Here is a 23,072-nt window from a genome sequence, read left to right on the forward strand (position 1 = left end):
GCGAACGGTTCGATTCCGGCAGCTCTCACGGCTACCCAGATGGCATTGCTGTTTGTTATGGCGGTCTTCATGACCGTGCTTTACACAACTCCAGAAATGCTGATCGCGACAGTTATTTCGCTCGCGAATGAGGGTAGTAAGATGACCGAGATCCCAAGTTTAACCATGCTGTTTTTCAAGCCTGTTGTAACCGTGATATCTGCCATCGCGTGTAGCTGTGTAGCTGTGTCGCTGCTGGCGCAGTTCCCCGCTCCATCTGAGGTTTTATCGCCTCGACTAAACCCGGCCACCGCGCCGGGTTTTTTATTGCCTAAAAATCACCGCAGCCAGAGCGGCCTTCGGGAGGTCTGGACACTGATAAGCCGGCAAGTACAGTGCTACGGATAAACACCGGCAGCCCGCGCGCCCTGACCTCACAATGCTGCAGGGTGGCGCGAGACTGGATCAGCGAGATCGATGCAAAGGGGCGTCGACGCTGGAATGGTCTTTGGCCGACAGCTCGGAAAGACGAGCGCACCTATTCAGGGCCTCTGCATTCGCAGGGGCTTTTTCGTTTGAGGAGCAGGGAAATGTCCGAGGCAGAGAAGCAGGCGGTTCAGTGTGTAGTTGACGCAGTGGTCGGTGGCGATCTCAGCCGACTGAAATCGGGCCTTGCTCGGCTTTCCGAGTTGCCAGGCTACGAGTTCTCTACGGTTACTGGGCAGTTGATGAACACTGACCAGCATGAAAAGTTTTCGCTGTTCGTGATCGGCTACGAAAGCCCGTTCTACTACCGTGATGGCCATGTGTTCGGAGCTGTGTACACGCCATCCGAATTCATGTGCAAAAAAGCCAGTCCATCTGGCGAAGGTCTGCCGTTCGAACAGGTTCGCGACGCAGTCCTGAAGGCTCGCGGCGAACACGACGAGAAGGTCCTGAAGAAGGCGCTTGGCTTGAAGGCCGCTCTCGAAGAAATGGAAGACTTGCTGAAGCGACATTCGTTCGCGGATTCGAAGCTGACCAGCCTCGCGCATGTTGAGTTGCACAAAGGGCAGGCGCTGCTCTTGGCTGCGCTCAACCCAGTAAACGCTCACTAATTTCGGCCCCGCGATAGGGGCCTTTCTTTTTCGGCTCCCCACACCCATTGCTCCGAGCTGGGAGTGCAGCGGGGCCAATTCTTCATGGAGCGACGATGGATCCTACTGATCTCGGCCCAGGCACAGCTACCTGGCTGGGCGGTAGCGCCACTGTCATTCTCGGCGGCTTGTTGTGGCTGCGGAAATTCCTATCCAAGGACGCCGCAGATCGCGCATTCGACAATGCCGACATCGGAACAGTGCGGCGTCTCAATGAGCTACTCGACTCCGAACGCACCGCCCGCAAAGAAGCCGAAGCGCGTGCCGATCAGTTTGCGAAAGAGCGCAACGACTTGGCTGCTGCTGTTGGACGCATGGAAGGGAAGATTGAAGCGCTAACTAGCCAGGTAGGCCAGCTCACCGAGCGCGTCACCTTGCAGAGCGAAGAGATCACCCGCCTGCGAACCAAGCTGGGAGGTATCACCTGATGGAGAGATGCGCGATGGAATTCATTGCTCGCCGCTGGTGGCGCCGGACTGAAGTCTGGGCGATCGCCGTCGTGCTTGTGGGTGGCGGTGCGGTGCTTGGGTATCAGGCCAGCTATTGGTCGCTTGCAGAGAAACAGAACAAGCAGGTCGAAGAGATTCGCAAGGCTTACGACACGGCCATGGCTGAGCGTGACCAGCGTCTGGACGAGCTCACGCGCAAGACTGGTACCGCTGCTGACAAAGCATCGAAGGCCGCAACTACTGCCACGCAGGCCGCAGATAAGGTCAGCGAAGTTGTAGAGAGGCAAGCGCCGTGAGCCTGTTACGCGTGATCCCGGCCTGGTTGTGGCTCGCAATAGGTTCGCTCGCAGCGATCGGCTACTTGGCGTTGCGCCTTGATACCGTCAAGGGCGATCGAGCAATCATCACCGCAGAGCGCGACACTGCCACCGCCCGTGTGGGCTCGCTCACTAACACGCTGCGCTTACAGCGCGAAATCACCGATGACATCAACCGAGTCTCTGACGATGCGAAAGCCAAGACTGAAAACATTACGGCTGCCGTTGTTATTGCTGATGGCCGTGCTCGCAGCTTGCAGCAGCAAATCACCGATCTCATCGCCAAGCGACAGTCCTGCTCTGCCGAGGTTGTCAGCGGAAGCAAGACAAGAGCCGACCTTACCGTTCTGCTCGCCGACCTGCGTAGAAGCGCTGACGAAACAGCGGGAAGACTGGCAGCAGCGCTTGATCGAAGTCGAATAGCCGGCTTTGCGTGTGAGGCTGCCTACTCGGCTGCACAGAAGAACAGGTAGGCCGCGACACGTTTCGCGAGTGGGCAAATTGTGTCGCATCAAATGAACGACGTTAGGGGTGTACCACCTGCGTCAGGATCTCTGCCTTTTCAACGTAACGGCGAGCATGGCTGTCGAGACTATTCCAGGCATTAGGAATATGCACGTGAGTTCGGGAAGCCCGCGCAGATAGTAGGCGAGAAACATCCCCCAAATCATGGCAGCCACAGCACCCAATGCGAGCGTTCGAGGGTTGCGCACGTTTGGTGACGCTGCCATCGCGAGAGCATAAATCTTCCATGCTGACCATATCGCAAGCAACGAGACGATGAAGGCGCATATACCTCCCAGCAGGACTAGAGGGCGCTCTTGGATGACAAGAAAGAGCGGAATGAGCAAACCCACGATGCCAGCTGCGAAGAGGAGGGTGATTGGCAGAAGCCCGACAAGTGCTCCGATTGTCAGCGCGACTCGCAATTTTGTCAGGTTTTCCATTTCCTACCTTTAGTTCTGCACCGATGTTTGCGCGGACTTAATACCGGCATCCAGCCATCATTACAAGTGCAAGGTGAGCTATGAACAGGCCGATGCCGCCGGAGTTTCTGCTCGACCTGTCTGAGCAATCCGGCCTGGGTATCCGCCTGATCCCTGCGCCTGAGGTGTGGGAGTGGCTCCAAGCCGAGATCCTTGCCGACACCGGAAGCATCCACAACGAAGACCACGCCCATCTGATCGATGCGGACGTGAGAGTCATGTGGGCGTCTGCCGCATTCACGAAGAAGGGTCGCACGGTGGTCGGTCAAGCCGAACAGGTAGCGTTCCGCGCTGGTGGCTGGCAGAAAGCCCGAATGGAACAGCAGATGCTGGATTGGTTCGGCGACGTGCCGGCCTACATCATCACGCTGGCTGCCGATTACTGCGCCGACTGTTCCGACGCTGACTTCTGCGCACTGGTCGAACATGAGCTGTACCACATCGCCCAAGCGACCGATCAGTACGGCGCACCCAAGTTCACACAGGAAGGATTGCCCAAGCTTGAGATGCGCGGACACGACGTTGAAGAGTTCGTCGGTGTGGTGCGTCGCTATGGGGCGAGCCCTCAAGTGCAAGAGCTGGTGGACGCTGCAAACAATCCTGCCGAGGTGGGGGAAATGAACATATCGAGGGCCTGCGGAACCTGTCTGCTCAAGTCGGCCTGATCCTTGACAGGACCTTGACGGAATAAACCCATATGGCAGCCCTGAAAGATGAGGTGAAGCGCTTCATTGTGCAGGCGTTGGCCTGCTTTGACACGCCGACTCAGGTAGTGCAGGCGGTCAAGGAAACATTTGGTGTCGAGGTGTCTCGCCAGCAGTGCGAGCTGTACGACCCAACGAAACACGCAGGCCGTGATCTTGGCGTGAAGTGGAAAGCGGTGTTTGAAGACACCCGCAAGCGCTTCCGCGAGGAGACAGCCGAGATCCCGATCGCTAACCGAGCATTCCGCCTTCGTGCGATGAACCGGTTCGTGGAGAAGGCCGAGACGATGAAGAACATCGGCCTGGCCATGCAGATCCTCGAGCAGGCTGCGAAGGAAGTCGGCGACGTCTACGTCAATCGCCACCGGAAGGATGAGCCTGACGACGAACCGGCAATCCCGACGCGCATTCAGGTCGACGTAGTGGATGCGAGGAAGTCGAATGCCGAGCCTTAACGTTCCGCAGTCGCAGTTCCTCCTGTTGCCCCACAAGTTTCGCGCCTTCGTCGCCGGGTTCGGCTCCGGGAAAACCTGGGTCGGGTGCTCAGCACTGAGCAAGCATTTCATGGAGTGGCCCGGCGTTAATGCTGGCTACTTCGCGCCGACTTACCCGCAGATCCGCGATATCTTCTATCCCACGATGGAGGAGGTGGCCTACGACTGGGGGCTGAAGACCAAGATCAACCAGGCGAACCATGAGGTTCACATCTACAGCGGTCGGCAGTATCGCGGCACTGTGATTTGCCGGTCGATGGAGAAGCCGCAGACCATCGTCGGCTTCAAGATCGGTCATGCTCTGGTCGACGAGCTGGACGTGCTGACGTCGATCAAGGCGCAGCAGGCCTGGCGCAAGATCATTGCTCGGATGCGTTACAACATCCCCGGGCTGAAGAACGGCGTGGATGTGACCACAACGCCGGAAGGCTTCAAGTTCGTCTTTCTCCAGTTCGTGAAGCAGCTGCGCGACAAGCCGGCGCTGAAGGAAATGTATGGGCTGATCCAAGCCAGCACCTTCGACAACGAACTGAACCTACCTGACGACTACATCGCCTCGCTGATGGAGTCGTACCCCGAGCAGTTGATCCGCGCGTACCTGAATGGCCAGTTCGTCAACCTGACGTCCGGGTCGATCTACCACGCGTACGACCGCAAGCTGAACCAGTGCTTTGACACTGTGCAGCCCGGCGAACCGCTGTTCATCGGCATGGACTTCAACGTCGGCAAGATGGCGGCGATCACACACGTGAAACGTGATCAGGGCCTGCCGCGCGCCGTGGACGAGCTGATGGATGGCTACGACACGCCGGATATGATCCGTCGGATCAAAGAGCGGTACTGGGAACACACCGGCAACGACTTCAGAAAGACCTGCGAGATCCGGATCTACCCGGACGCCTCCGGCGATTCGCGCAAGTCGGTCAATGCCAGCCTCACCGATATCGCCATGCTGAAGCAGGCAGGCTTCACGGTCATCGCGCCGGCGGCCAACCCGCCGGTGAAGGATCGGATCAACGCCATGAACGCCATGTTCTGCAACGCGCAGGGCGAGCGGCGTTACCTGGTCAATCCGTTCACCTGTCCGACATACGCCGATGGCTTGGAGCAGCAGATCTGGGCGCCAAACGGCGAGCCAGATAAGAGCCAAGGCAACGACCACGCCAACGACGGCGGCGGTTACTTCATTCACCGCGAGTACCCGATCGTTAAACCGGTCACCTCAATGAAAATGGGAGTCGCCCGATGACGGACGTTACTTTTACCCGTCCCGAGTACACGGCGGCGCAGTACCGCTGGCGCTTGGTGCGCGACGTCTGCAAAGGGTCGGAAACTATCAAGGCTGCGGGTGACCGTTATCTGCCGAGGCCGAATGCGGCTGACACCAGTGAAGACAACAAGGCGCGCTATGAGGCGTACAAGAAGCGGGCTGTGTTCTACAACGCCACCGGCCGTACGAAGCACAGTCTTGTCGGTGCAGTATTCCGAACTTGGCCGACCCTGACTGTTCCCGGCGCGCTCGATTACGTGGCCAAGGACGTCGACGGTCAGGGTGTGAGCGTCTACCAACAGTCCCAGTCGGTCATCGGGCACCTGCTCGAAGTGGGTCGCCACGGGCTGCTGGTGGACTACGCCGCGGTTGAGGCTGGAACTGTCAGCAAGGCTGACGAATTGTCCGGTCGTGCCCGGGCGAACATCGCCAGCTACACCGCTGAGTCGATCATCAACTGGAAGACCCGCCAAGTCGGCGGCCAGCACCTGCTCAGCCTCGTCGTACTGCGCGAAACGGTCGACGTCGATACGGACGATGGTTTCGGTAGTGAGCAGGTCATTCAGTACCGCGTTTTGCGCCTCGATGTCTCCGGACAGTACACGCAGGAAGTCTGGGAGGAGGGGGCAAGCGCAGCAACTCAGAAGGTCGCGCCATTCACCCCGCTTAACGGCCTGGGTCGCCCGTGGCAAGTGATCCCGTTCCAATTCGTTGGCAGCGAGAACAACGACACGACCATTGACGACGCGCCGCTGTACGACATGGCCGAGGTGAACATCGGCCATTACCGCAACAGTGCGGACTACGAGGAAGCTGCCTACTTGGTGGGCCAGCCTCAACCGTGGATGGCTGGTCTCGATGAGCAGTGGCGCGATCACATGGAGACGAACGGGATATTCCTCGGCTCCCGTGCGCCCTGGCTGCTTCCAGTAAACGGCACCTGCGGAGTTTGGCAGGCTCAGCCGAACACGGTGGCTAAGGAGGCCATGGAATCCAAGAAGCAGGACATGGTTTCGCTCGGTGCCCGGCTGATTGAGCGTGGTAGCGCGGTGAAGACCGCAACCCAGGCCGACAACGACAGCGCCGCCGAACACAGCGTCCTGTCGCTGGTGGTCAGCAACGTCAGCGAGGCCTACAGCCAGTGCCTTGAATGGATGGCTGAGTTCGTGAACGCCTCCGGAGAAGTGGTCTACAAACTCAATCAAGACTTCAGCCAGATCACTCTGGACGCGACGATCCTGGCAGCGCTGTTTAACGCAGTGCAGGGTGGCAAGCTGCCTGAAGGCGACTTCTGGCAGTACCTGCGCGATCGAGGCGTGATCAACCCAGAGAAGACGGACGATGAAATTCGGGGTGAACTCGAAGCGCAAAGCACCGGGCCGGATCTGGATGACGACGAGGCAAACCTAAATGGCGGCAAACCAAGCAATCCTTGACGCTACCATTCGGCACGCCGTCTTCCTTGAGCAACTGAAGTCGGGGGAGGTGGCGAAGTTCGCACCCTTCCTGAAGGAGATCGACCGTTCCATCCGGGACAGGCTTACCCGGGCGGATCTGACGGATTACACCGTCGCTCGCTTGGAGCGGCTGCTGAGCGAGGTCGACAGCCTGCTGCTCGGCATCTTCGACCGGTACACCGAGAAGCTGAACCTCGACTTGGTGGATATCGCCAATTACGAGGCAGAATTTGAAGCAACCAGCCTGACCCGCGCAGCACCGGTTGGCGTTTCGTTCGACGCGGCGGTGCCTGGCGCTGCTGCGATTCGAGCGGCAATCCTCACCAATCCGCTGAGCGTGCGCGGTGCGGACGGCGGCAAGCTGCTCAAGTCGTTCATTGATGGTTTCACGACCACGGAGCGACAACGCCTCACAGGCGCGATCCGGCAGGGCTTCTTCGAAGGCCAAACCAACTTTCAGATCATCAAGAACATTCGTGGCACCAAGGCGCTCAAGTACAACGACGGCATCCTGGCCACGACCAACCGTAACGCAGGCGCCATCGTGCGAACGGCAGTGCAGCACGTCGCCACCCAGGCGCGCATGGAGACGCTGAAAGCGAACTCCGATGTTGTGCCGTCGGTGGAGTGGGTCAGTACGCTGGATTCGAAGACGACCAGCCAGTGCCGGACGCTCGACAAGCGTCGATTCAAGCTGACCGAAGGGCCACGGCCCCCGATCCACATCAACTGTCGCTCGACGGTAGTGGCAGTGACTCGGTTCAGTGCCCTGTTCGCCGAGGGCGCCACGCGGGCATCCGTTGGCAACGCTGGCGCGCAGCAGGTGAGGGCAGACCTCAGCTACTACGACTGGCTCAAGCAGCAGCCTGCGGCGTTTCAGGACAAGGCCATTGGCCTGGTTCGGGCGAAGCTGTTTCGAGAGGGCGGCCTGAGCGTGGAGCGCTTTGCTGAGCTGCAGCTTGATCGGAACTTTGCACCGCTAACGCTGAAAGAGATGAAGGCACTTGAGCCTCTGGCATTCGGGCGAGCAGGTATTCAGTAGTATCGCTGCGGCGGAGTGAAGTGAGCGAGTCAAGATCAGTGGCACGATGAAGCCAATTGGCGGGTTAATACTCTATAGTGCGTTGCGTGACTGCTTAAAGGGTGGCGAGTTGTGTTGATTTAGGTTTGTACCTAGACTCAGCGCTTCCTAAAGGAAGAGTAATCGCTATGAACCAGAAGAACGCTGAGGCAATTAGGCTTGCAGCTATGATTGGCGCCGATGTGTCGGTTGACTTTTCAAACAGTGCGGTGGCCATCCTCCGCGGCCTTGCAGACGACATAGAGGCCGGCAGGAAACAGGTCGGCAAAGCTGAAATGCAGTTGGAGCAAGGCAACAAGCCGTATTTCACGTATGCGGTTTCCGTGAAACAGATGTAATCAGATATTCATCAAAGCCCTGGCGCCCGCCGGGGTTTTTTTATCCCTGCGATTCACACAAGCCTTGTCTACGACGGGGCTTTTTTATGCCCGCAGGCAGGGCCTGCACCTACGTCTCTGGGAGACAACCAATGCTGAAATTCCAACTGGATACCCTGGAAGGGGTAGATGAAGCCGTGCGCGCTCTTTACACCGAGAAGGACGGCAAGTTCGTGCTCGGCATTGAAGGTCTGCCGCAGCAAGAAGATGTATCTGGCCTGAAGGCCAAGGTTGATGAGCTGCTCGGCGAGAAGAAAGCCGCCGAGAAGAAGGCGCGTGAAGCTGAAGAGGCTGCGCGCCTTGAGCGAGAAGAACTCGCTCGTAAGTCCGGCAACGTCGAAGAGCTCGAGCGTTCCTGGACTGAGAAATTCACCCGCCGTGAAGCTGAGCTGACCGGCACGCTGGAACAGGAGCGGGCAACGCTGAGCGGGCAGATCCGGGATCTGACTGTCGGCCGTACCGCTACTGACATCGCGTCTGCCTTGGCTGTTCAAGGCAGCGCCAAAGCCCTGTTGCCGCACATCGAGCGCCGCCTGAGCGTCGAGCAGCGCGAAGGGATGCCTGTGGTGGTTGTACTTGACGCGCAGGGCAAGCTCTCAGCGGCAACGCTGGACGAGCTGAAAGCAGAAATCGCGAATGACGCGGCGTTCGCGCCGCTGATCGCGGGCAGTAAAGCATCGGGCGGCGGGGCCGGCGGTGCAGGTGGTGGGGGCGGGGCCCCGAAAGGAAAAATCGGCGGTACCAAAGAGGAACGCACGGCTGCAATCGCAAGCCGGTTCCCAGATCTCCCTCAATCGTAAGGAAATGACTCATGTCCCTGTCGCAAATGCAGGTTTTCAACGAATACATCATGCCGGCGACTCTCGAGACGCTGGATCAATATCTCGCCGCATTCAACGCAGCGAGCCGGGGCGCTATTGTGCTGTCCCCGGACGGCTTCACTGGTGACTTCCTCCAAGAGTCGTTTTTCCAGACTCTTGCTGCTGCCCAGCGCCGCGTAGACCGCTACAGCGCTAACGCTGCCGTTGCTGCCACCGACCTGACCGAGCTGAAGAACACTTCGGTGAAGGTCGCCGGCGGCTTCGGCCCGATTCGCTATGAGCCATCGCAGATGACCTGGCTGGAGCGCCCAACCGCGCAAGGTATCGAAGTCGCGAGCCGCGCGTTCGCTGAAATCCTGCTGAAGGACCAGTTGAACACTGCGATCGCGGCACTGGTTGCAGCGATCACCGCTCAAGCCGCCGCAGTCAACGATGTGTCGGCGACCGCAGGCATCACCTACGCCGGCCTGAACAACGCGCATGCGAAGTTCGGCGACGCCAGTCAGAACTTGGTCACCCAGGTGATGCAGGGCACCAGTTACCACAAGCTGGTCGGCCAGAACCTGGCGAACCAGCAGCAGCTGTTCCAAGCGGGCAACGTTCGTGTGGTGGATATCCTCGGAAAGATCTCCGTTGTGACGGATGCCCCGGCGCTGATGCAGGCCGGCACTCCGAACAAGGAAATCATCCTGTCTCTGGTGCAGGGTGCTGCGTTGGTGCACGACGGTCGCGACATCATCAGTAACGTCCAGACCACCAACGGCAAGGAGCGCATCGAAACCACGCTCCAGACCGACTACACCTTCGGCCTGGGCCTGAAGGGTTACACCTGGGACACCACCACCGGCGGCAAGTCTCCGACCGACGCCGAGCTGGCGACCGGTACCAACTGGGACAAGACTGCTACCAGCATCAAGCACACCGCCGGTGTGGCTCTGATCGGTGATGCCTCCAAGTAACCCCTGAATGTTGAGCCGGGCGGTGTGCCCGGCTTGACGAGGTAATGATCATGAGCAACAAAAACATCTGGTACTTGCCCGGCCCGTTCCACCAGTACCAGGAAGATGTGAAGGCGCTGGCCAAGCAAAACGGCCTGCGCATTGTTGACGCGAACGCCACCAATGGCCGCGATGACGAGGCTGACGATGTGCCGGAAGTGACGGTGCGACAGGTTGATTCGGCACCGGTGCTGCTGATCTCCGATAGCGGTAATTATGACGGCGCTGCGTTCCAGGAGCTGATTGGCAAGCTTAATGCAGAGCGCGACAGCATCGTGTTGCTGATCGACGCCGCCGAAGGTCTGATTGAACTGGAACACCCTGGCGGCGGCGAACTGCCTATCCGCCTGTTCGACGCCCTCGACGGCATTCGCCTACAGATGGAAACTCTGGCGGGTGAGCGCGATTCTGAAGCCGAGAAGGCGCGGCTCCTGCAGAAGCAGGTGGACGACCTCTTGGCTCAGGCCGCTCAGGCTCGGCTGGAAACGGACGAGACCAAGGAGGCGAAGGAAATCGCCGAGCTGAAAGCCAAACTCGACGCTGCTGGCGTACCTTATCGGGCCAACGCCTCGAAAGAGTCGCTGGAAAAGGCGGTCTCGGAACTTCCGAAGGCGTAACAATGCGGGTGCCGGCAGCTCGGCGCCCGATCCAGAACACCACAGCGAGCTGATTCATGACTCTCATCATTGAGGACGGCACCGGCAAGCCTGACGCCGAAAGCTACGCATCCGCCGAAGATCTGGCCATGTACGCCGTGAAGTTCGGCGTGGTTATCCCGGCGGAGGTGCCAGCACAGGAAGCGCTGCTGCGCAGGGCCGCGCTGGCAATGGATGGCATGACGTGGAAAGGGCGAAAGTCCAAAAGCGAGCAGGCACTCTCCTGGCCACGCCGCGGCGTCGAGCTGGATTACGAGATCAAGCCAGACAACTACCTGCCGGCGCGGATCCAGTACGGACAGATGGCGCTGGCTGCCGAGATCCATACCGACGACGTCGACCCGATCGATCAGCGTCAGGGGGCGGTAATTCGCGAACGAGTAGAAGGCGCGGTTGATGTTGAATACGCCCCGATCAGCAACAAAAGCGGCAGGCTATTGCCGGCCGCGCCGGATCGTCCAAGTCGAACCCAGTTCGCCGATTACTTGGCCAAACGAGGCCTCTTTGCTGTAAGGGCCTGACTATGAATGCCTTCTACGACCGCACGGCTGCTACCGCTCTGCGGTTGATAACGCAGTTCGGCCAGCCCGTAACCATCAGCAAGACCGAACCGGGTGAGTACGACCCTGAGACCGGTGGCGAGTCACCGGGCTTTACCATCGAGCAGGCCGCCCAAGGCATCTTGCTCGACTTCACCGGCCAAGAATTCCAGAACAACAGCCTCATCAAGCAGGGCGACAAGAAACTGAAGATCGCCGCGCAGGGATTGGCCTGGGTGCCTGGTCTGCTCGACAAAGTGGTTGCTCAGGGTCGTACTTGGTCAATCGTGCCGCCGCTGAAAGAGGTCAACCCTGCCGGTACGCCGATCCTGTATGAGTTGCAGGTGCGGTCATGACGAACAAGTACGCGAGCATGAACGGTAGCTTCGCCGAGAACATTCGCGACTTCGCTGAGCGCGCGAAGGGTGGTATCGACGCGACCATCCGCGAGATCGTCATCGAGATCGGAAGCAGCGTTATCCGCATGTCACCGGTAGGCAATCCTGAAATCTGGGCCGCGAACGTAGATCACCGCCAGACCAACACCCGCGCAGCCGACGACTACGACTTCAAGGTCGCTGTCCGCAACACGATCATCAACCTCAACGAATCAAACTTCACCAAGGCTGGCAAGCTGCGGCGCGGCGTGAAGTACGCCAAGCCCCTGACCAAGACCGAGCGCGACCAGAATTTCAACGTGAACGGGTTGGTCGCGGGTAGGGACTACGTTGGTGGGCGGTTTCGTGGGAACTGGCAGTTTTCCATCGGCACACCCTCAGAAGGCACGATTGACCAGGCCGATCCGGCTGGCGGTGTGACGCTGGCCAAGCTGCGACTACAGGTCCAGGCACTTACGGCTGGCGAGACAGCCTACATCGTGAATAATCTCCCGTACGGCATCCCGCTGGAGTATGGGCATTCGACCCATGCACCCGGCGGCATGGTCCGAATCACCCTGGCCCGCTTCCAGCAGATCGTCGACGAAGCCGCAAGGAACAACCAGGTATGAGCCACGCCATTATCGCGTCCATTTACGAGGCCAAGCTGATTGCCTGGAGCAAGGCCCGGTCAGAGCCGATCAAGGTTGTGTTCGAAAACATCCAATACGACCCGGCCGACGGCGAAACCTATCTGCGGGCGTTCTTGCTGCCGGGTGATACCGCGAGCAGCACGCTCGCCGGCGACCATCGAGCATTCATTGGCGTTTACCAGGTCAGCATTGTGGCTCCGGCCAATACCGGCAAGGCCAAGACGAACCCACTTGTGGCTGAGTTGAGCGCGCTGTTCCCGGTTTATGCGCGAGACACAAAGGCAGGCCTCACCGTCGTTACGATGTCGCCAGTCGATCCCGGCCCTGGCATTCCTGATCCGCCCACATACACCGTGCCGGTTTCGTTCGAATACCGAGCTGATATCGCCACTTGATTCCGCCCGCTGGGCAAGCCCCGAAACCCGCCTCTGTGCGGGTTTTGTCATTTCTGAAAAGAGGAAACACCCATGCAAATGCCCAACGGCGCCACTCTTGAGATCGCGTCCATCTACGGCACGGCGATCCCATTCACCGCTTTGACCAACGCCAATCCAGCCGTCGCGACCGCTGCGGCGCACGGTCTGGCCGAGGGCGACATCATTGCCGTAAATTCTGGCTGGACCCGCCTCGATGGTCGCGGCGTTCGGGTTGGGACGATCGCCAGCGGCACCTTCGCGCTGGAGAACATCAATACGACCAGCATTCAACAGTATCCCGCTGGCTCAGGGATTGGTTCCGTTCGCGAGGTGACAGCCTTCACCGAGATCTCGCAGATTACTGAGATGAACTCCAGTGGTGGTGATCAGCAGTTCCTGACCTTCGGCTTCCTGGCTGACGATGATGATCGCCAGATGCCGACCACAAAGAACCCGATCACGCTAACGTTCACCGTAGCCGATGATCCATCCAAGCCGTATGTGGCCGTCTGTGAGGCTGCGGACGATGATAAGCAGGCTCGCTTGCTTCGCCTGAACCTGCCGGGCGGCAGCAGCATCATCTACAACGGCTATGTGTCGATCACTTCGACCCCAACCATGTCTCGTAACAACCTGATGACCCGTGTTATCAGCCTGGCGCTCACCGGCCGCCCAGCCCGTTACGCGGCTGCGGTGTAACCCATGGCTAAGTTCAAGTTGATCCAAAAACCAACCTTCAAGGCACCGGTGATGATCCAGCGGGCTGGATACAGCGCCGAAAAGGTTGAGTTTGAGTTCAAGTACCTGGACCGCACGGCGCTTGCCGAGCTGTACACCGGCTGGAACGAACGGCACGACGAGCTGAGCAAGCTGGTCGGCGACATGGACCTCAAAGCTTTCACCGCCGCCCAGATCGCCCTGCAAGCAGACCAGTTGCTGGATGTGGTGGTCGGCTGGGATATCGAAGAGGAATTCACGCCTGAAAACGTGCGCATCCTCGTTAACTCGATCAACTCGGCGCCGAAGGCAGTGCTAAACGCGTACGCCGAGGCCTTCAGCGAAGCCCGCCTGGGAAACTCCTAAGCGCCTCCCGCGCCCTGTATGAGCCTGGGCCATCAGATGCAGACCTGATGGCCTTCGGCTTATCGCGCCAGGACATTCCCGACAAGGAAGTCGGCATCTGGCCGGACAACTGGGAGGCCTTCAAAGTCTTCGAGGCCATGAGCACCCAGTGGCGCACAGGCGCGTGTGGCGCAACAGGCATGGACTACAGCGTTCTCTCCGGTGTGATTCGGATGTGTGGCGTACCGATCAGTCAGCGACAAACCATTTTCAGCGACTTCCGGCGGATGGAGGCTGAAGCCCTGCAGGTGATGGCGGAACAGAGAGAAAACAAATGAGCACCAATTTCGCTTCCCTGGGTATTGCGGTCGAGTCGTCGCAGGCCGCAAAGGCTGCTGATGATCTGGATAAGCTGGTCGATTCTGCTGAAGGCGCCCAGAAGGCCATTGATGACCTAGGCAAAACAGGCGAAGGCCTGGCCGGCACTGGTAAAAAGGTTTCCCAGGCAGAAGCGGACATTGCGCAAGGCATCGATAAATCGACGGCGGCAAGGGACCGTCAAGCCGGGGCAAGTCGCAAAGTAACTGACAGCGCAGTAGCGGAAATCTCCGTCATCAGTCAGCTCGACAAGGCGATGACGGGCAATATCTCGAGCATGGAATCGCTGGTTCAGGCTGAGGGATTGCTGGAGCGCGCCCGCAAGGGCGGCTTGGTCACCATCGAGGAGCAGGCGAAGTACCAGGATCAACTGGGTAGGGCCTACGACAAGATTGAAAAGGCGGAAGCCAAAGAGCTGGCCCAAAAGCAAAAGCTGATTGAGGCTGAGAATCGCCAGATTGAGGCGCTGAAGCGCACCGTCAACGGTATTGATCCAGTGACCGCCAAGCTGGCTAAGCTGGAGGCTCAGGAGAAGGCGCTAAACGACCTGCACAAAGCTGGGCAGGTCGATGCCGAGCGCTATAACGAAGCCCTGGCCAAGATCGGCAAGGACCGAGCGGGCCTGACTGAAGCCGCGGGTGCATTCGACAAGTTAAAGCTCGGCACGCGCCAAGCTCAAGAAAACGTCATGCAGCTCGCCAATGCCATTCAGGCAGGCGATCTGGGCAGTGGTGCGCGCGCAATCGCTCAGCTTGGCGCTGGCGCCGGTGAATCAGCGAAAAGTCTCGCAGGGATGTTGATCCCGGCTGGCCTTTTGGTCGCTGTAATCGGCAGTCTGGGGTACGCGTACTTCGATGCAATGAAACAGGCGCGCGAGTTCAATGCCGCTATCAATGGCGGTACGAACGGCGCGGGGCAGACCATCGCAAGCCTGAAGGACATGGCCGACGGCGCTGGGCGCGTCACCGGCAATCTGTCCGGCGCCCGCGAGGCAGTTATTTCGCTTGCATCCGGAGCAGCTACCAGCGGCACGCAAATGCGTAATCTGGCTGAAGCCGCAGCGGCCGTGAGTGAAGTAACTGGCCAAGGCGCTGCCGAACTCGCCAAGTCTTTCGCCACCGCTGGCGACACGGCAACAGAAGCCGCAGGCAAGATCAGCAGTCAGTATGGGTTGCTGACCCTCGAACAGTACCAGGTCATCAAAGGGCTCGATGACCAGGGCGAAAGCCAGCGCGCGCTTGATGTTCTCAGCGAAGATGTGAATCAGGCCGCACTTAAGCGATTGGAAGCCTATCGCGCGTCCCTATCAGATGTTGAGCGCGACTGGGACAAAATCAAATCAGCCATCAAAGGCGCGTACGCCGAGGTCCGTTCGGAAATATTCCCGGACTTGGCCAAGCAGATCGAGATCACTCAGCGCATTCTGGATACCCGCAAGGGTGGCGGAGTAGCGGGCGCAATCTCCAACGGTCTCAGCTCTCTGAACACGGCGTTGGGCCTGGGCACTGGCGTGCATGACGACTCAACCGAAGCTTTGGAGAAAAAGCTCGCCGGCCTCAAAGCCAGAATGTCGGCAAGCACCGATTTGGCAATCGCCACCGGTGAGAACACAGATGCCAATCAGAAGGCTATCGAAGTTCAGAAAGCGCTCGATGCGCAGCTTGATGACGTTAATCCGCTAAATAAGCGCAAGGCCGCGCTGGATAAGCTCAACCAGCAGTTCAAAACCCTGTACGAGAATGCGGAGAAAACAGGACAGAAGTCGCCCCTGCTTGATGGCGTATTTTACGACGGCAGCAAGTTTTCTGGCGGCGCCTACGACACGCTGAAAAAAGGGCTTGAAGATAAAAACAAAGATCCGAAATCGGCAGCTTCTCAAGTCGACCTGACAGGCTTCAATGATGCCAAAAACGCTTTGGCCGCCATCAGCGCTGACTATAAAAACGCCCAGAAGGAACTGGACGCGGCGCAGAAGGCCGGACTCGTTTCTCAAGCCGACTATGCCCTGAAACGCGAAGCGCTGATCGGCAATGAGCGCGACGAAGTGACCGCAGCATACGAGGCTGAGATCGCCGCGCTGGAAGCCGCGAAGGCGAAAAAGACCACCTCCGCCGCGCAAAGCATTCAGTTGGACCAGAAGATCGCCGACGCCCGCGCAGGCATGGTCAAAGCGCAGAAGGACGCGGACACCCAGCTCGAGGTTCTGGCCACAAACGAGACCGGCCGTCTCGCCCGACAAGAGCGTGCGATCACGACCTACGTTCAGGCCCTGGCTCAGCAACAGCGAGCGCTGGAACTGGCAGGGCAGCGAGCCGTTCTCGGCGTCGGTCAGGGCGATCGCCAGAACGCGCTCAACAGTGAGTTGAACAGCCAACAGGATCGGTTCGCTCAGCAGTCGCTGGAACTGGCAAATCAGAAGTCCGATCCGTCGCGGAATATGTCGGAGGAGGAGTTCGCCCGTAAGTCGCAGGCTCTTGCCGATGCGAACAAGGCCGCAACCGATCAGATCCGGCAGAACTACGCCGATGTCGAGAAAGCTCAAGGGGACTGGACCAAGGGCGCAACGTCGGCTTGGGCCAATTACCTGGACTCGGCGAGCAATATCGCCGGACAGACAAAGACCCTGTTCGGCAACGCCTTCAGCTCGATGGAAGACGCAGTCGTCAACTTCGCCATGACCGGGAAGCTGTCGTTTGCTGACTTCACCAAGTCGATTCTGGCGGACATGGCGCGCATTGCGACCCGTCAGGCCAGTTCGGCGCTGCTGAGCAGTCTGGTTGGTGCGGCCACCAGTTACTTCACTGGCGGAGGCGGCGGTAACGGGCTGGCGGCTGGATCCGCTGGCGCAACTTCATCCAATCTCGGGGCCTCCCAGGCTGGTTACTCGTCCGCCTACTTTCAGGCTGACGGCGGGGCATGGGCCAACGGCGTGCAGATGTTTGCCAATGGCGCTGCGTTCACCAACTCGATCGTGAGCAAGCCTACTGCGTTCGGCATGGCTGGCGGTGGGCTTGGTGTAATGGGCGAGGCGGGAGAGGAGGCGATCATGCCGCTGACCCGCACGGCCGGCGGGCAGTTGGGTGTGCGCGCAATCAGTGGCGGCGGGAGTGGTGGCGGCAACGTCTACAACTTCCCCGTCGCTGTATCGGTGCAAACCCAAGGCAGTGGCGGCGCAGCCAGTACTGAGGATACGACGCAGCTTGGCAAGGGTATTCAGCAGGCGGCAAAAACCGAAGCTGAAACCGCTATCGCCCGAGCGATTCAGCCAGGCGGTTCTATTTGGCGCCTTACAAATGGGAGGGGCTGATGGCCATCGAAAAATTTACTTGGCCGACTCAGCATGGTGATTCACCCGAGATTTCCTATCGAGTGCGCACCTCGCAGTTTGGCGACGGCTACAAACAGGAAGTCGGCGACGGGCCAAACAACAAGGAAGACGCTTACCCGATCACCTACAGCGGACCTCAGGCCAAGGTGCTGGAGATCATGGCGTTCCTCGACCGGCATGCAGGGGCAAAAGCCTTCCTTTGGACCACGCCATTGGGCCAGCTTGGCCTGTTCACCTGCAAGAACCCCGTGCCCACTCCGGTGGGCGGTGGGGTTTTCAAACTTACCGCCACGTTCGAGCGTGCATTCCATCCATAAGGGGCGATCATGCCGCTGATCAGTGACATCCAGGTGCTTGAGCCTGGCAGCGAAGTGCTGCTCTTTGAATTGGACGGCACGGACTACGGCGCGGACGTGCTGCGCTTCCACGGGCACGCGATTCCGCACTCGGCGGACGAGCTGATCGCCGCCGGAGACGATGCCGATCAACTGCCGGCAAAAGCGATCTACTGGCAGGGCAACGAGTACAGCGCCTGGCCGATGCAGATCGAAGGCATAGAGGCGAACGGGGATGGTACGGCGGTTCGGCCCACTTTGTCGGTGGGCAACGTCAACGGGCGCATCACCGCGCTCTGTCTGGCGTTCGAAGATCTGCTCGAGTTCAAGCTGACGATGCGCCACACGCTGGGCAGCTACCTCGATGCCGCCAACTTCCCGGCCGGCAACCCGACGGCAGACCCAACCCAAGAAACGATCGAGGTCTGGTACATCGACCAGAAAACGAACGAGGACGGGGAAAACGTCAGTTGGGAGCTAGCCAGCCCGGGCGACGTCGGAAACGAGTCGATTGGACGGCAGGCCACGACGTTGTGTCACTGGTGCCTCACCGGCGGCTACCGCGGGCCGAACTGCGGTTACACCGGCCCATACGTTACGAAGGATGGCGTCGTTACCGACAACCCCGAACTGGACGAGTGCGACGCCACGCTGGGTAAGGGCTGCATGCCTCGCTTCGGCGAGAACAATCCATTGCCACACGGCGGCTTCCCGGCTGTTTCCTTGATCGCACGGAGCTGACATGCGTAAACACATTTTGAACGCGATCCAGACGCACGCGGCGGCCGAGTACCCGAAAGAGTGCTGCGGGCTGTTGCTGGCGATCGGGCGCAAGCAGCAATACTTCCCCTGCATCAACGTCTCGACCGAGCCGAACGAAGAGTTCCGAATCGATCCCGAGCAGTACGCCGCGGCCGAGGGCATAGGCGAGGTGATCGGCGTCGTGCATTCGCATCCGGACGCGACCAGCAGGCCGTCACCGCGCGACCTCGCCATGTGCGAAGCGACCGCGATGCCATGGCACATCCTGAGCTGGCCCGAGGGCGATCTGCGTACCATCGTTCCGACCGGTGATGTGCCACTGCTGAAGAGGCCTTTCGTGCACGGCGCCTGGGACTGTTGGCAGGTATGCGCCGATTGGTACAAGCGCGAGTGGGGGCTGGAGTTCGAAGCCTTCAAGCGTGCCGATGGCTGGTGGGAGAGCAAGGACAACACCAGTCTTTACGAGGCGAACTACGAGGCCGCCGGCTTCCACCGCGTCGACCAGCCGAAACGTGGCGACATGATCGTGATGGAAGTGGGGCGCACCGTTTATCCGAACCACGCCGGGATCTTCCTTGGTACTGATCCTGCGCTGCCAAGTGAGGATGCCGCAACGTTCGGTCCCGGGCCGTTCCTGCTGCACCACCTGTATGGTAGGCCATCGGAAGTCATTGTTTTCGGCGGGCCTTGGCTAGATCGGACACGCCTGATTCTAAGGCACAGAAACGCAAAACCAATTAAATGAAGCGGCGACGCCGCGGGAGAGAATCATGGGCAAACAGCAAGAAGGAATGGTAAATGAGGAAGCGAAATTGAGAGCTGAAGCCGATAAAAAGACCGCAGCCCTCATCAGCCGTCTTATTCGGCCGGGCCTTTCACTCGACCAATATCATCCACGTAGCTCTGAAGCTTTAAGTTGAAGATCTCCTTATTTTCGGCGACGGGATAATCGCCCAGGATCTGTGACTTCAGCCTGGCGGTGTAAAGCTCTTCATCAAGAATTCCGGCATGTTTCAAGCTTGCGACTAGGCAGCGAAATGCCAAGTCCAGCGCCACGATCTCACTTTGCGTTACGATTTTTGCCATGGTGACCTCCAGGTCATAAACGCGCCGAGATTGGCGCAATCCCAGTCCTTGGGCTTGCAGGCAAAGGACTGGGGAATCCGTTGCGTGAGGGCAGAGGTTACTATTGGCGGGAGAGGGGCGTTACTGGGGATTTTTACAGTGAATTTAACATTCCATTCCTCGCCAATTCATGATAAAAAATGATGTCTATTTGATATCGCAGGGAAAAATAAAATGTCAACGGATGAAGTGAAAAAAGTGAAAGCGGTTTCCGTTTATTTGAGCAACGATGACTATAAAGTGATGCTGGAGTCGCATGAACTTAAGCTACCACTAGGGGAAATTAGTTTATTTAAGCTTATTGGTCTGCAGTATGTAGTTGGGGTTTATAACCGCATCCCTAGCTGGGTGTTGAAGGCAGAAGAGGTTCTACTCCCTCAAGAAGAAGGTGGGTTGGTGACTGTACGATTCTCTGAGCTACGTTCACTATCGTGGGGAAAACCGGAAGTTCCGGAGGTCTTTCGCTACCACTCCTTTGAAAGGATGAGACCAGAGCTTTTAGAGTTTTCAGATGAGGCTTTTTTTAGTATTGGCGACGAGGTACAGTTGAGGACTGACCTGCACCGGCGAGGATTCTTATCCTTGGATGAGGCTGTCGTAAAATTAGCTGAAAGTTACCGAGTCGGAAAGTCACAGGTGCATGTTTCGATTTCCGGTAAGGCATAAGAATCAACAGAGCCCGGTTTCTGCCGGGCTTTTCATATCCACTAGCTCCATCAGTTATCTCGCGCACTCGTCTACACAGTATTGATCTGTAAAGCGCGACCCCTTATTTCAGCAAAAATATTCGCTCTCAATCTGGTCTTGCGTACATTCAAACATCTCAAGAAGAATCTGGTCGTGCTTCTTCTGAGAAGCCGAGTAGAGCATGCATCGATCTAGAAGAATTGTTTTCATGCTGCGAGCCGAGGCGAGATGTCTTGGCTCCACAGAAATCGTCGCGATCTTGCCGCTCTGGGTGTCGGTAACTTCTACGTCGTAGCGCGCAACAGAACCATCATCACGATTGTTATGGCTCAGACATTTGAAAGTGAGGGGGGCTTTTAGCGAAGCGGTGTCTTCGCTGTTCATTGGCGTGCATACAATCATGGCCGACAAAGTCCGGTGGGTTGGGCTATTTGAAGTTACGTTCGTAGAGTAGCTCGTTGCATCGCCGCGCAACCGTCAGGAAGAACCAGCTGCTCAATGCTAAACCGCCCAAAAAGACGAAGGCCAAAATTGCCTTCAATGGAAGGCCGTGATCGCGGGACAAGACCAATAAGCCGGGTGTGTTGGTGGCAACGACCCATAGGTAGAAGCTACCCACCAAAAAACTCGGGGCTCCAATTAATGCAAGCGCCCAGTCGTTCAGATCAGTCCAAGTCTTCTTCTTTCGGTTGCGAAACGTGAGCAGTGCTCTTCTCAACATATTCATAACGGGCGCCCGTTTTGAGTGGTAGGGCAAGAGGCTACTATCGGAGGTCGGTGGGGTGCTACTGAGGATTCGTCCAGCGTCGTTTCGATGTAACCTTGCAGCTTTCCCACAGGAGTGACCTGCATGAAGTTGATCGTAGGAGCGCTGGCTGCGCTGAGTGCAGCACTTGATTTGTCATCGGGGTCGTAAATGGAGCTGTCTCGCTTAAACGAGCTCTTTTTCGAGCACAATTGCGTAGCTTCGATGCGGCTCGAAATGGTGGATTTCAAATACAACCTCACGCTGACTATGTCTTCCTCGGAAGATCCAGAAACAGACGGTGTGACGGCCGTTTTTCATGATGTCAGCGCACTAAACCTAAGCGACTTCGGTGGCGGACTAACCCAATTCATGGACCTCATCGTGACTCGCATCGACGACGGTCTGGATAGAATCCGGTACGAGCTGAGGGATATTGAGGACGAAAAAATTTCGTTCTACTTCTTCACCTTCACCGTGCGAGACCACAAGGAGTAAATATGCGGATTTTGATAGGGGCGTTGGCGGTAGCGCTGTTGGCGGGGTGTGCGACTTCCCCAACGCCTTCCAGTGAAGCCAAGCAGGCGCCGGCCAGTCAGTTGTCGGCCTACCAGTCCAAGCCTTCAGGGGCATACGGGACACTGCAAGTGATCCGCGACTCTGGACAGACCGGAAGCCTTTGTTCAATGGCCGTTTTTATCGATGGCAAGCAAGCCGCCAAGCTCGACCCGGGTCAGAAGGCATCTTTCTATCTGCCGCCTGATTCGGTTTCAGTTGGCGCCGCGTACACCGGCTCTGGCATCTGCTCCATGGGTGCCGCCCGAGTGGAGCGGGAAGCGATCGTGAAAGACGGCGCGGTCAAGAAATACCGAGTTTTCACCGGGGGCGATGGGCAGATCGACATACTGCCCACGACTCTCTGAACAGACCGCCTCCGGGCGGTTTTTTATTGCCTGGAGAATGGCATGTGCTCAGCGATTACCTACACGCCAATGACGAAAGTCATGTTGTCCGGCTCGCTTGCGAAGAAGTTTTTTCGAAGCAAGCCATTTCTTCTCGACGGCGGATCGGCCGTGGAGGTGATCCGTGCGCTCAATGCGACCATTGATGGGTTCGCCGAGGAAATTAAACGACTGGAGCGCCTTGGGCTGAAGTTTGCGATCTTTCGGAATCGCGCAAACATTGGGATGGACGGATTCGATCTTGGCGGTACACGGGAGATTCGCATTGTTCCGGTGATTGGCGGGAGCAAACGTGCTGGCGGCCTGCAGACCATCATCGGCACAGTCATGATCGCCGCAGCCTATGTACTTTCATTCACTCCATTTGCAGCCGCATCGCCGTTTTTATATGCGGCCGGCGCGTCGATGGCGATTGGCGGCGTGATTCAAATGCTCAGCCCGCAAGCCTCAGGCCTGAAGCAAAGCGCATCCCCTGAGAACTCCCCGTCCTACGCCTTCGGCAGCGCCAAGAACACCACGGCCAGCGGCAACCCGGTACCGATCTGCATCGGCGAGCGCCGGTGGGGCGGGATGATCATCTCGGCCTCGATCCTGGCTGAAGACAAAGCTTAACGGCCTGGGACCGGCCGGTGATACAGTCGCCATTTTCGGAGGGAAGACGATGCAAAGGATTATCGCAGCAGTTTGTTGTGTTGTTGCTCTTGGCGGCTGTACCACATCACTTCAAGATATGCGGGCAGAGGGGCCTGAGAAGACTTTCACAACCCAGAAGCCAGAGCAGCAGGTTGCAGAATGCATCCTTTATGCCTGGCAAAACCAGTCGCTGGCGGGGGTTCACTACGCGGTGAGCCTTCAGCCTCGCCCAGGCGGTGGGAAGTCTGTGGTTAACGCCGGAAACAGAGAGATGGCGGACGTTATCGGCGAAAAAGGGCAAACCATAATTCGGTTCTACTCTAGCGGCAGCATGGGATGGATAAT

The 23,072-nt window shown here is 58.3% G+C and carries 33 protein-coding genes; 29 read left to right on the top strand and 4 right to left on the bottom strand.

Annotated elements, in window-relative coordinates:
- The first annotated feature begins 39 nt into the window (after positions 1–39).
- The 5 genes from BXA01_RS25955 to BXA01_RS25975 all read left to right on the top strand — a co-directional run bounded on the left by BXA01_RS25955 (position 40) and on the right by BXA01_RS25975 (position 2,354).
- Positions 40–387, top strand: a complete 348-nt coding sequence (locus tag BXA01_RS25955) for a hypothetical protein (RefSeq protein ID WP_076567241.1) — start codon at positions 40–42, stop codon at positions 385–387.
- Positions 388–569: 182 nt separating this feature from the next.
- A complete protein-coding gene (locus BXA01_RS25960) occupies positions 570–1,076 on the top strand; it encodes a hypothetical protein (protein ID WP_076567243.1) in 507 nt (168 codons plus the stop codon).
- Between the two features lie 95 nt (positions 1,077–1,171).
- Positions 1,172–1,543: a chemotaxis protein gene (locus tag BXA01_RS25965; protein WP_076567245.1), complete on the top strand. Its 372-nt coding sequence runs from the start codon at positions 1,172–1,174 to the stop codon at positions 1,541–1,543.
- Positions 1,543–1,860 (top strand): hypothetical protein, encoded by a 318-nt coding sequence (locus BXA01_RS25970; RefSeq protein WP_076567248.1) that lies wholly within the window; start codon positions 1,543–1,545, stop codon positions 1,858–1,860. The genes BXA01_RS25965 and BXA01_RS25970 overlap by 1 nt, the downstream gene beginning before the upstream one ends.
- Positions 1,857–2,354, top strand: coding sequence for a DUF2514 family protein (locus BXA01_RS25975; RefSeq protein ID WP_076567250.1), 498 nt, complete (start codon positions 1,857–1,859; stop codon positions 2,352–2,354). Before BXA01_RS25970 ends, BXA01_RS25975 begins: the two co-directional genes overlap by 4 nt.
- A gap of 72 nt (positions 2,355–2,426) precedes the next feature.
- Here BXA01_RS25975 and BXA01_RS25980 read toward each other — a convergent pair whose 3' ends face one another.
- Positions 2,427–2,828 (bottom strand): hypothetical protein, encoded by a 402-nt coding sequence (locus BXA01_RS25980; RefSeq protein WP_076567253.1) that lies wholly within the window; start codon positions 2,826–2,828, stop codon positions 2,427–2,429.
- An 80-nt stretch (positions 2,829–2,908) separates the two neighbouring features.
- Here BXA01_RS25980 and BXA01_RS25985 point away from each other — a divergent pair, with 80 nt between their 5' ends.
- From BXA01_RS25985 to BXA01_RS26080, 20 genes are all read left to right on the top strand, one after another.
- Positions 2,909–3,532: a putative metallopeptidase gene (locus tag BXA01_RS25985; RefSeq protein ID WP_076567256.1), complete on the top strand. Its 624-nt coding sequence runs from the start codon at positions 2,909–2,911 to the stop codon at positions 3,530–3,532.
- A 32-nt stretch (positions 3,533–3,564) separates the two neighbouring features.
- Positions 3,565–4,026, top strand: a complete 462-nt coding sequence (locus BXA01_RS25990; protein WP_076567259.1) for a DUF2280 domain-containing protein — start codon at positions 3,565–3,567, stop codon at positions 4,024–4,026.
- The gene (locus BXA01_RS25995; RefSeq protein ID WP_076567262.1) at positions 4,013–5,314 is read left to right on the top strand and encodes a terminase large subunit domain-containing protein; all 1,302 of its coding nucleotides are present in this window, start codon (positions 4,013–4,015) and stop codon (positions 5,312–5,314) included. The genes BXA01_RS25990 and BXA01_RS25995 overlap by 14 nt, the downstream gene beginning before the upstream one ends.
- Positions 5,311–6,771, top strand: a complete 1,461-nt coding sequence (locus tag BXA01_RS26000; protein ID WP_076567265.1) for a DUF4055 domain-containing protein — start codon at positions 5,311–5,313, stop codon at positions 6,769–6,771. Before BXA01_RS25995 ends, BXA01_RS26000 begins: the two co-directional genes overlap by 4 nt.
- A complete protein-coding gene (locus tag BXA01_RS26005; protein ID WP_076567268.1) occupies positions 6,746–7,834 on the top strand; it encodes a minor capsid protein in 1,089 nt (362 codons plus the stop codon). The genes BXA01_RS26000 and BXA01_RS26005 overlap by 26 nt, the downstream gene beginning before the upstream one ends.
- A 167-nt stretch (positions 7,835–8,001) precedes the next feature.
- Positions 8,002–8,211, top strand: coding sequence for a hypothetical protein (locus BXA01_RS26010; protein WP_076567271.1), 210 nt, complete (start codon positions 8,002–8,004; stop codon positions 8,209–8,211).
- Between the two features lie 131 nt (positions 8,212–8,342).
- On the top strand, positions 8,343–9,050 hold the full coding sequence (locus tag BXA01_RS26015) for a hypothetical protein (protein ID WP_076567274.1): 708 nt from the start codon (positions 8,343–8,345) through the stop codon (positions 9,048–9,050).
- Positions 9,051–9,061: 11 nt separating this feature from the next.
- Positions 9,062–10,030 carry a major capsid protein gene (locus BXA01_RS26020; RefSeq protein ID WP_008431834.1) on the top strand — a complete coding sequence of 323 codons (969 nt, stop codon included), beginning with the start codon at positions 9,062–9,064 and terminating at the stop codon, positions 10,028–10,030.
- A gap of 50 nt (positions 10,031–10,080) precedes the next feature.
- A complete protein-coding gene (locus BXA01_RS26025) occupies positions 10,081–10,686 on the top strand; it encodes a hypothetical protein (protein ID WP_076567826.1) in 606 nt (201 codons plus the stop codon).
- A 56-nt stretch (positions 10,687–10,742) separates the two neighbouring features.
- Entirely contained in the window at positions 10,743–11,246 is a 504-nt protein-coding gene (locus tag BXA01_RS26030; protein ID WP_076567277.1) for a DnaT-like ssDNA-binding protein, read from the top strand.
- Between the two features lie 2 nt (positions 11,247–11,248).
- Complete coding sequence (locus BXA01_RS26035) at positions 11,249–11,620, top strand: hypothetical protein (RefSeq protein WP_076567279.1); 372 nt, start codon at positions 11,249–11,251, stop codon at positions 11,618–11,620.
- Positions 11,617–12,273, top strand: a complete 657-nt coding sequence (locus tag BXA01_RS26040; RefSeq protein ID WP_076567281.1) for a hypothetical protein — start codon at positions 11,617–11,619, stop codon at positions 12,271–12,273. The genes BXA01_RS26035 and BXA01_RS26040 overlap by 4 nt, the downstream gene beginning before the upstream one ends.
- Complete coding sequence (locus BXA01_RS26045) at positions 12,270–12,689, top strand: phage tail terminator-like protein (protein WP_076567283.1); 420 nt, start codon at positions 12,270–12,272, stop codon at positions 12,687–12,689. Before BXA01_RS26040 ends, BXA01_RS26045 begins: the two co-directional genes overlap by 4 nt.
- Before the next feature lie 72 nt (positions 12,690–12,761).
- Positions 12,762–13,409: a phage tail protein gene (locus BXA01_RS26050; protein ID WP_076567285.1), complete on the top strand. Its 648-nt coding sequence runs from the start codon at positions 12,762–12,764 to the stop codon at positions 13,407–13,409.
- Positions 13,410–13,412: 3 nt separating this feature from the next.
- A complete protein-coding gene (locus BXA01_RS26055; protein WP_076567287.1) occupies positions 13,413–13,793 on the top strand; it encodes a phage tail assembly chaperone in 381 nt (126 codons plus the stop codon).
- Positions 13,794–13,840: 47 nt separating this feature from the next.
- A complete protein-coding gene (locus BXA01_RS26060) occupies positions 13,841–14,110 on the top strand; it encodes a DUF1799 domain-containing protein (protein ID WP_068936707.1) in 270 nt (89 codons plus the stop codon).
- Positions 14,107–17,457, top strand: coding sequence for a phage tail tape measure protein (locus BXA01_RS26065; RefSeq protein ID WP_076567289.1), 3,351 nt, complete (start codon positions 14,107–14,109; stop codon positions 17,455–17,457). The genes BXA01_RS26060 and BXA01_RS26065 overlap by 4 nt, the downstream gene beginning before the upstream one ends.
- The gene (locus BXA01_RS26070) at positions 17,457–17,795 is read left to right on the top strand and encodes a phage tail protein (RefSeq protein ID WP_076567291.1); all 339 of its coding nucleotides are present in this window, start codon (positions 17,457–17,459) and stop codon (positions 17,793–17,795) included. Before BXA01_RS26065 ends, BXA01_RS26070 begins: the two co-directional genes overlap by 1 nt.
- A gap of 9 nt (positions 17,796–17,804) precedes the next feature.
- Entirely contained in the window at positions 17,805–18,554 is a 750-nt protein-coding gene (locus BXA01_RS26075; protein WP_076567293.1) for a phage minor tail protein L, read from the top strand.
- 1 nt (position 18,555) lies between these two features.
- Positions 18,556–19,320, top strand: coding sequence for a C40 family peptidase (locus BXA01_RS26080; RefSeq protein WP_076567295.1), 765 nt, complete (start codon positions 18,556–18,558; stop codon positions 19,318–19,320).
- A 113-nt stretch (positions 19,321–19,433) separates the two neighbouring features.
- On the opposite strand, the gene BXA01_RS26085 is transcribed toward BXA01_RS26080, so the two are convergent.
- The gene (locus BXA01_RS26085; RefSeq protein ID WP_076567297.1) at positions 19,434–19,661 is read right to left on the bottom strand and encodes a hypothetical protein; all 228 of its coding nucleotides are present in this window, start codon (positions 19,659–19,661) and stop codon (positions 19,434–19,436) included.
- Between the two features lie 213 nt (positions 19,662–19,874).
- On the opposite strand from BXA01_RS26085, the gene BXA01_RS26090 reads away from it, so the two are divergent.
- Complete coding sequence (locus BXA01_RS26090) at positions 19,875–20,366, top strand: hypothetical protein (RefSeq protein ID WP_076567299.1); 492 nt, start codon at positions 19,875–19,877, stop codon at positions 20,364–20,366.
- 108 nt (positions 20,367–20,474) lie between these two features.
- Here BXA01_RS26090 and BXA01_RS26095 read toward each other — a convergent pair whose 3' ends face one another.
- Together BXA01_RS26095 and BXA01_RS26100 are read right to left on the bottom strand one after the other, a co-directional pair.
- Positions 20,475–20,771, bottom strand: a complete 297-nt coding sequence (locus BXA01_RS26095; RefSeq protein ID WP_076567302.1) for a hypothetical protein — start codon at positions 20,769–20,771, stop codon at positions 20,475–20,477.
- A gap of 43 nt (positions 20,772–20,814) precedes the next feature.
- Positions 20,815–21,114, bottom strand: a complete 300-nt coding sequence (locus tag BXA01_RS26100; protein WP_076567304.1) for a hypothetical protein — start codon at positions 21,112–21,114, stop codon at positions 20,815–20,817.
- Between the two features lie 189 nt (positions 21,115–21,303).
- On the opposite strand from BXA01_RS26100, the gene BXA01_RS26105 reads away from it, so the two are divergent.
- Genes BXA01_RS26105 through BXA01_RS26115 form a run of 3 tightly spaced genes read left to right on the top strand, consistent with a single transcriptional unit; the run spans position 21,304 to position 22,706 of the window.
- Complete coding sequence (locus BXA01_RS26105; protein ID WP_076567306.1) at positions 21,304–21,630, top strand: hypothetical protein; 327 nt, start codon at positions 21,304–21,306, stop codon at positions 21,628–21,630.
- Positions 21,631–21,632: 2 nt separating this feature from the next.
- Positions 21,633–22,055, top strand: coding sequence for a hypothetical protein (locus BXA01_RS26110; protein WP_076567308.1), 423 nt, complete (start codon positions 21,633–21,635; stop codon positions 22,053–22,055).
- Between the two features lie 42 nt (positions 22,056–22,097).
- Positions 22,098–22,706, top strand: coding sequence for a tail assembly protein (locus BXA01_RS26115; RefSeq protein ID WP_076567310.1), 609 nt, complete (start codon positions 22,098–22,100; stop codon positions 22,704–22,706).
- Positions 22,707–23,072 lie beyond the last annotated feature (366 nt).

It is taken from the genome of Pseudomonas sp. B10 (genome assembly GCF_900156235.1).
GTDB lineage: Bacteria > Pseudomonadota > Gammaproteobacteria > Pseudomonadales > Pseudomonadaceae > Aquipseudomonas > Aquipseudomonas siliginis.

Bases quoted from the DNA above. Each gene is read 5' to 3' on its own strand.
- BXA01_RS25955 (WP_076567241.1), top strand. From the start codon at position 40: ATGGCATTGCTGTTTGTTATGGCGGTCTTCATGACCGTGCTTTACACA.
- BXA01_RS25960 (WP_076567243.1), top strand. From the start codon at position 570: ATGTCCGAGGCAGAGAAGCAGGCGGTTCAGTGTGTAGTTGACGCAGTG.
- BXA01_RS25965 (WP_076567245.1), top strand. From the start codon at position 1,172: ATGGATCCTACTGATCTCGGCCCAGGCACAGCTACCTGGCTGGGCGGT.
- BXA01_RS25970 (WP_076567248.1), top strand. From the start codon at position 1,543: ATGGAGAGATGCGCGATGGAATTCATTGCTCGCCGCTGGTGGCGCCGG.
- BXA01_RS25980 (WP_076567253.1), bottom strand. From the start codon at position 2,828: ATGGAAAACCTGACAAAATTGCGAGTCGCGCTGACAATCGGAGCACTT.
- BXA01_RS25985 (WP_076567256.1), top strand. From the start codon at position 2,909: ATGAACAGGCCGATGCCGCCGGAGTTTCTGCTCGACCTGTCTGAGCAA.
- BXA01_RS25990 (WP_076567259.1), top strand. From the start codon at position 3,565: ATGGCAGCCCTGAAAGATGAGGTGAAGCGCTTCATTGTGCAGGCGTTG.
- BXA01_RS25995 (WP_076567262.1), top strand. From the start codon at position 4,013: ATGCCGAGCCTTAACGTTCCGCAGTCGCAGTTCCTCCTGTTGCCCCAC.
- BXA01_RS26000 (WP_076567265.1), top strand. From the start codon at position 5,311: ATGACGGACGTTACTTTTACCCGTCCCGAGTACACGGCGGCGCAGTAC.
- BXA01_RS26005 (WP_076567268.1), top strand. From the start codon at position 6,746: ATGGCGGCAAACCAAGCAATCCTTGACGCTACCATTCGGCACGCCGTC.
- BXA01_RS26010 (WP_076567271.1), top strand. From the start codon at position 8,002: ATGAACCAGAAGAACGCTGAGGCAATTAGGCTTGCAGCTATGATTGGC.
- BXA01_RS26015 (WP_076567274.1), top strand. From the start codon at position 8,343: ATGCTGAAATTCCAACTGGATACCCTGGAAGGGGTAGATGAAGCCGTG.
- BXA01_RS26020 (WP_008431834.1), top strand. From the start codon at position 9,062: ATGTCCCTGTCGCAAATGCAGGTTTTCAACGAATACATCATGCCGGCG.
- BXA01_RS26025 (WP_076567826.1), top strand. From the start codon at position 10,081: ATGAGCAACAAAAACATCTGGTACTTGCCCGGCCCGTTCCACCAGTAC.
- BXA01_RS26030 (WP_076567277.1), top strand. From the start codon at position 10,743: ATGACTCTCATCATTGAGGACGGCACCGGCAAGCCTGACGCCGAAAGC.
- BXA01_RS26035 (WP_076567279.1), top strand. From the start codon at position 11,249: ATGAATGCCTTCTACGACCGCACGGCTGCTACCGCTCTGCGGTTGATA.
- BXA01_RS26040 (WP_076567281.1), top strand. From the start codon at position 11,617: ATGACGAACAAGTACGCGAGCATGAACGGTAGCTTCGCCGAGAACATT.
- BXA01_RS26045 (WP_076567283.1), top strand. From the start codon at position 12,270: ATGAGCCACGCCATTATCGCGTCCATTTACGAGGCCAAGCTGATTGCC.
- BXA01_RS26050 (WP_076567285.1), top strand. From the start codon at position 12,762: ATGCAAATGCCCAACGGCGCCACTCTTGAGATCGCGTCCATCTACGGC.
- BXA01_RS26055 (WP_076567287.1), top strand. From the start codon at position 13,413: ATGGCTAAGTTCAAGTTGATCCAAAAACCAACCTTCAAGGCACCGGTG.
- BXA01_RS26060 (WP_068936707.1), top strand. From the start codon at position 13,841: ATGGCCTTCGGCTTATCGCGCCAGGACATTCCCGACAAGGAAGTCGGC.
- BXA01_RS26065 (WP_076567289.1), top strand. From the start codon at position 14,107: ATGAGCACCAATTTCGCTTCCCTGGGTATTGCGGTCGAGTCGTCGCAG.
- BXA01_RS26070 (WP_076567291.1), top strand. From the start codon at position 17,457: ATGGCCATCGAAAAATTTACTTGGCCGACTCAGCATGGTGATTCACCC.
- BXA01_RS26075 (WP_076567293.1), top strand. From the start codon at position 17,805: ATGCCGCTGATCAGTGACATCCAGGTGCTTGAGCCTGGCAGCGAAGTG.
- BXA01_RS26080 (WP_076567295.1), top strand. From the start codon at position 18,556: ATGCGTAAACACATTTTGAACGCGATCCAGACGCACGCGGCGGCCGAG.
- BXA01_RS26085 (WP_076567297.1), bottom strand. From the start codon at position 19,661: ATGGCAAAAATCGTAACGCAAAGTGAGATCGTGGCGCTGGACTTGGCA.
- BXA01_RS26090 (WP_076567299.1), top strand. From the start codon at position 19,875: ATGTCAACGGATGAAGTGAAAAAAGTGAAAGCGGTTTCCGTTTATTTG.
- BXA01_RS26095 (WP_076567302.1), bottom strand. From the start codon at position 20,771: ATGAACAGCGAAGACACCGCTTCGCTAAAAGCCCCCCTCACTTTCAAA.
- BXA01_RS26100 (WP_076567304.1), bottom strand. From the start codon at position 21,114: ATGAATATGTTGAGAAGAGCACTGCTCACGTTTCGCAACCGAAAGAAG.
- BXA01_RS26105 (WP_076567306.1), top strand. From the start codon at position 21,304: ATGGAGCTGTCTCGCTTAAACGAGCTCTTTTTCGAGCACAATTGCGTA.
- BXA01_RS26110 (WP_076567308.1), top strand. From the start codon at position 21,633: ATGCGGATTTTGATAGGGGCGTTGGCGGTAGCGCTGTTGGCGGGGTGT.
- BXA01_RS26115 (WP_076567310.1), top strand. From the start codon at position 22,098: ATGTGCTCAGCGATTACCTACACGCCAATGACGAAAGTCATGTTGTCC.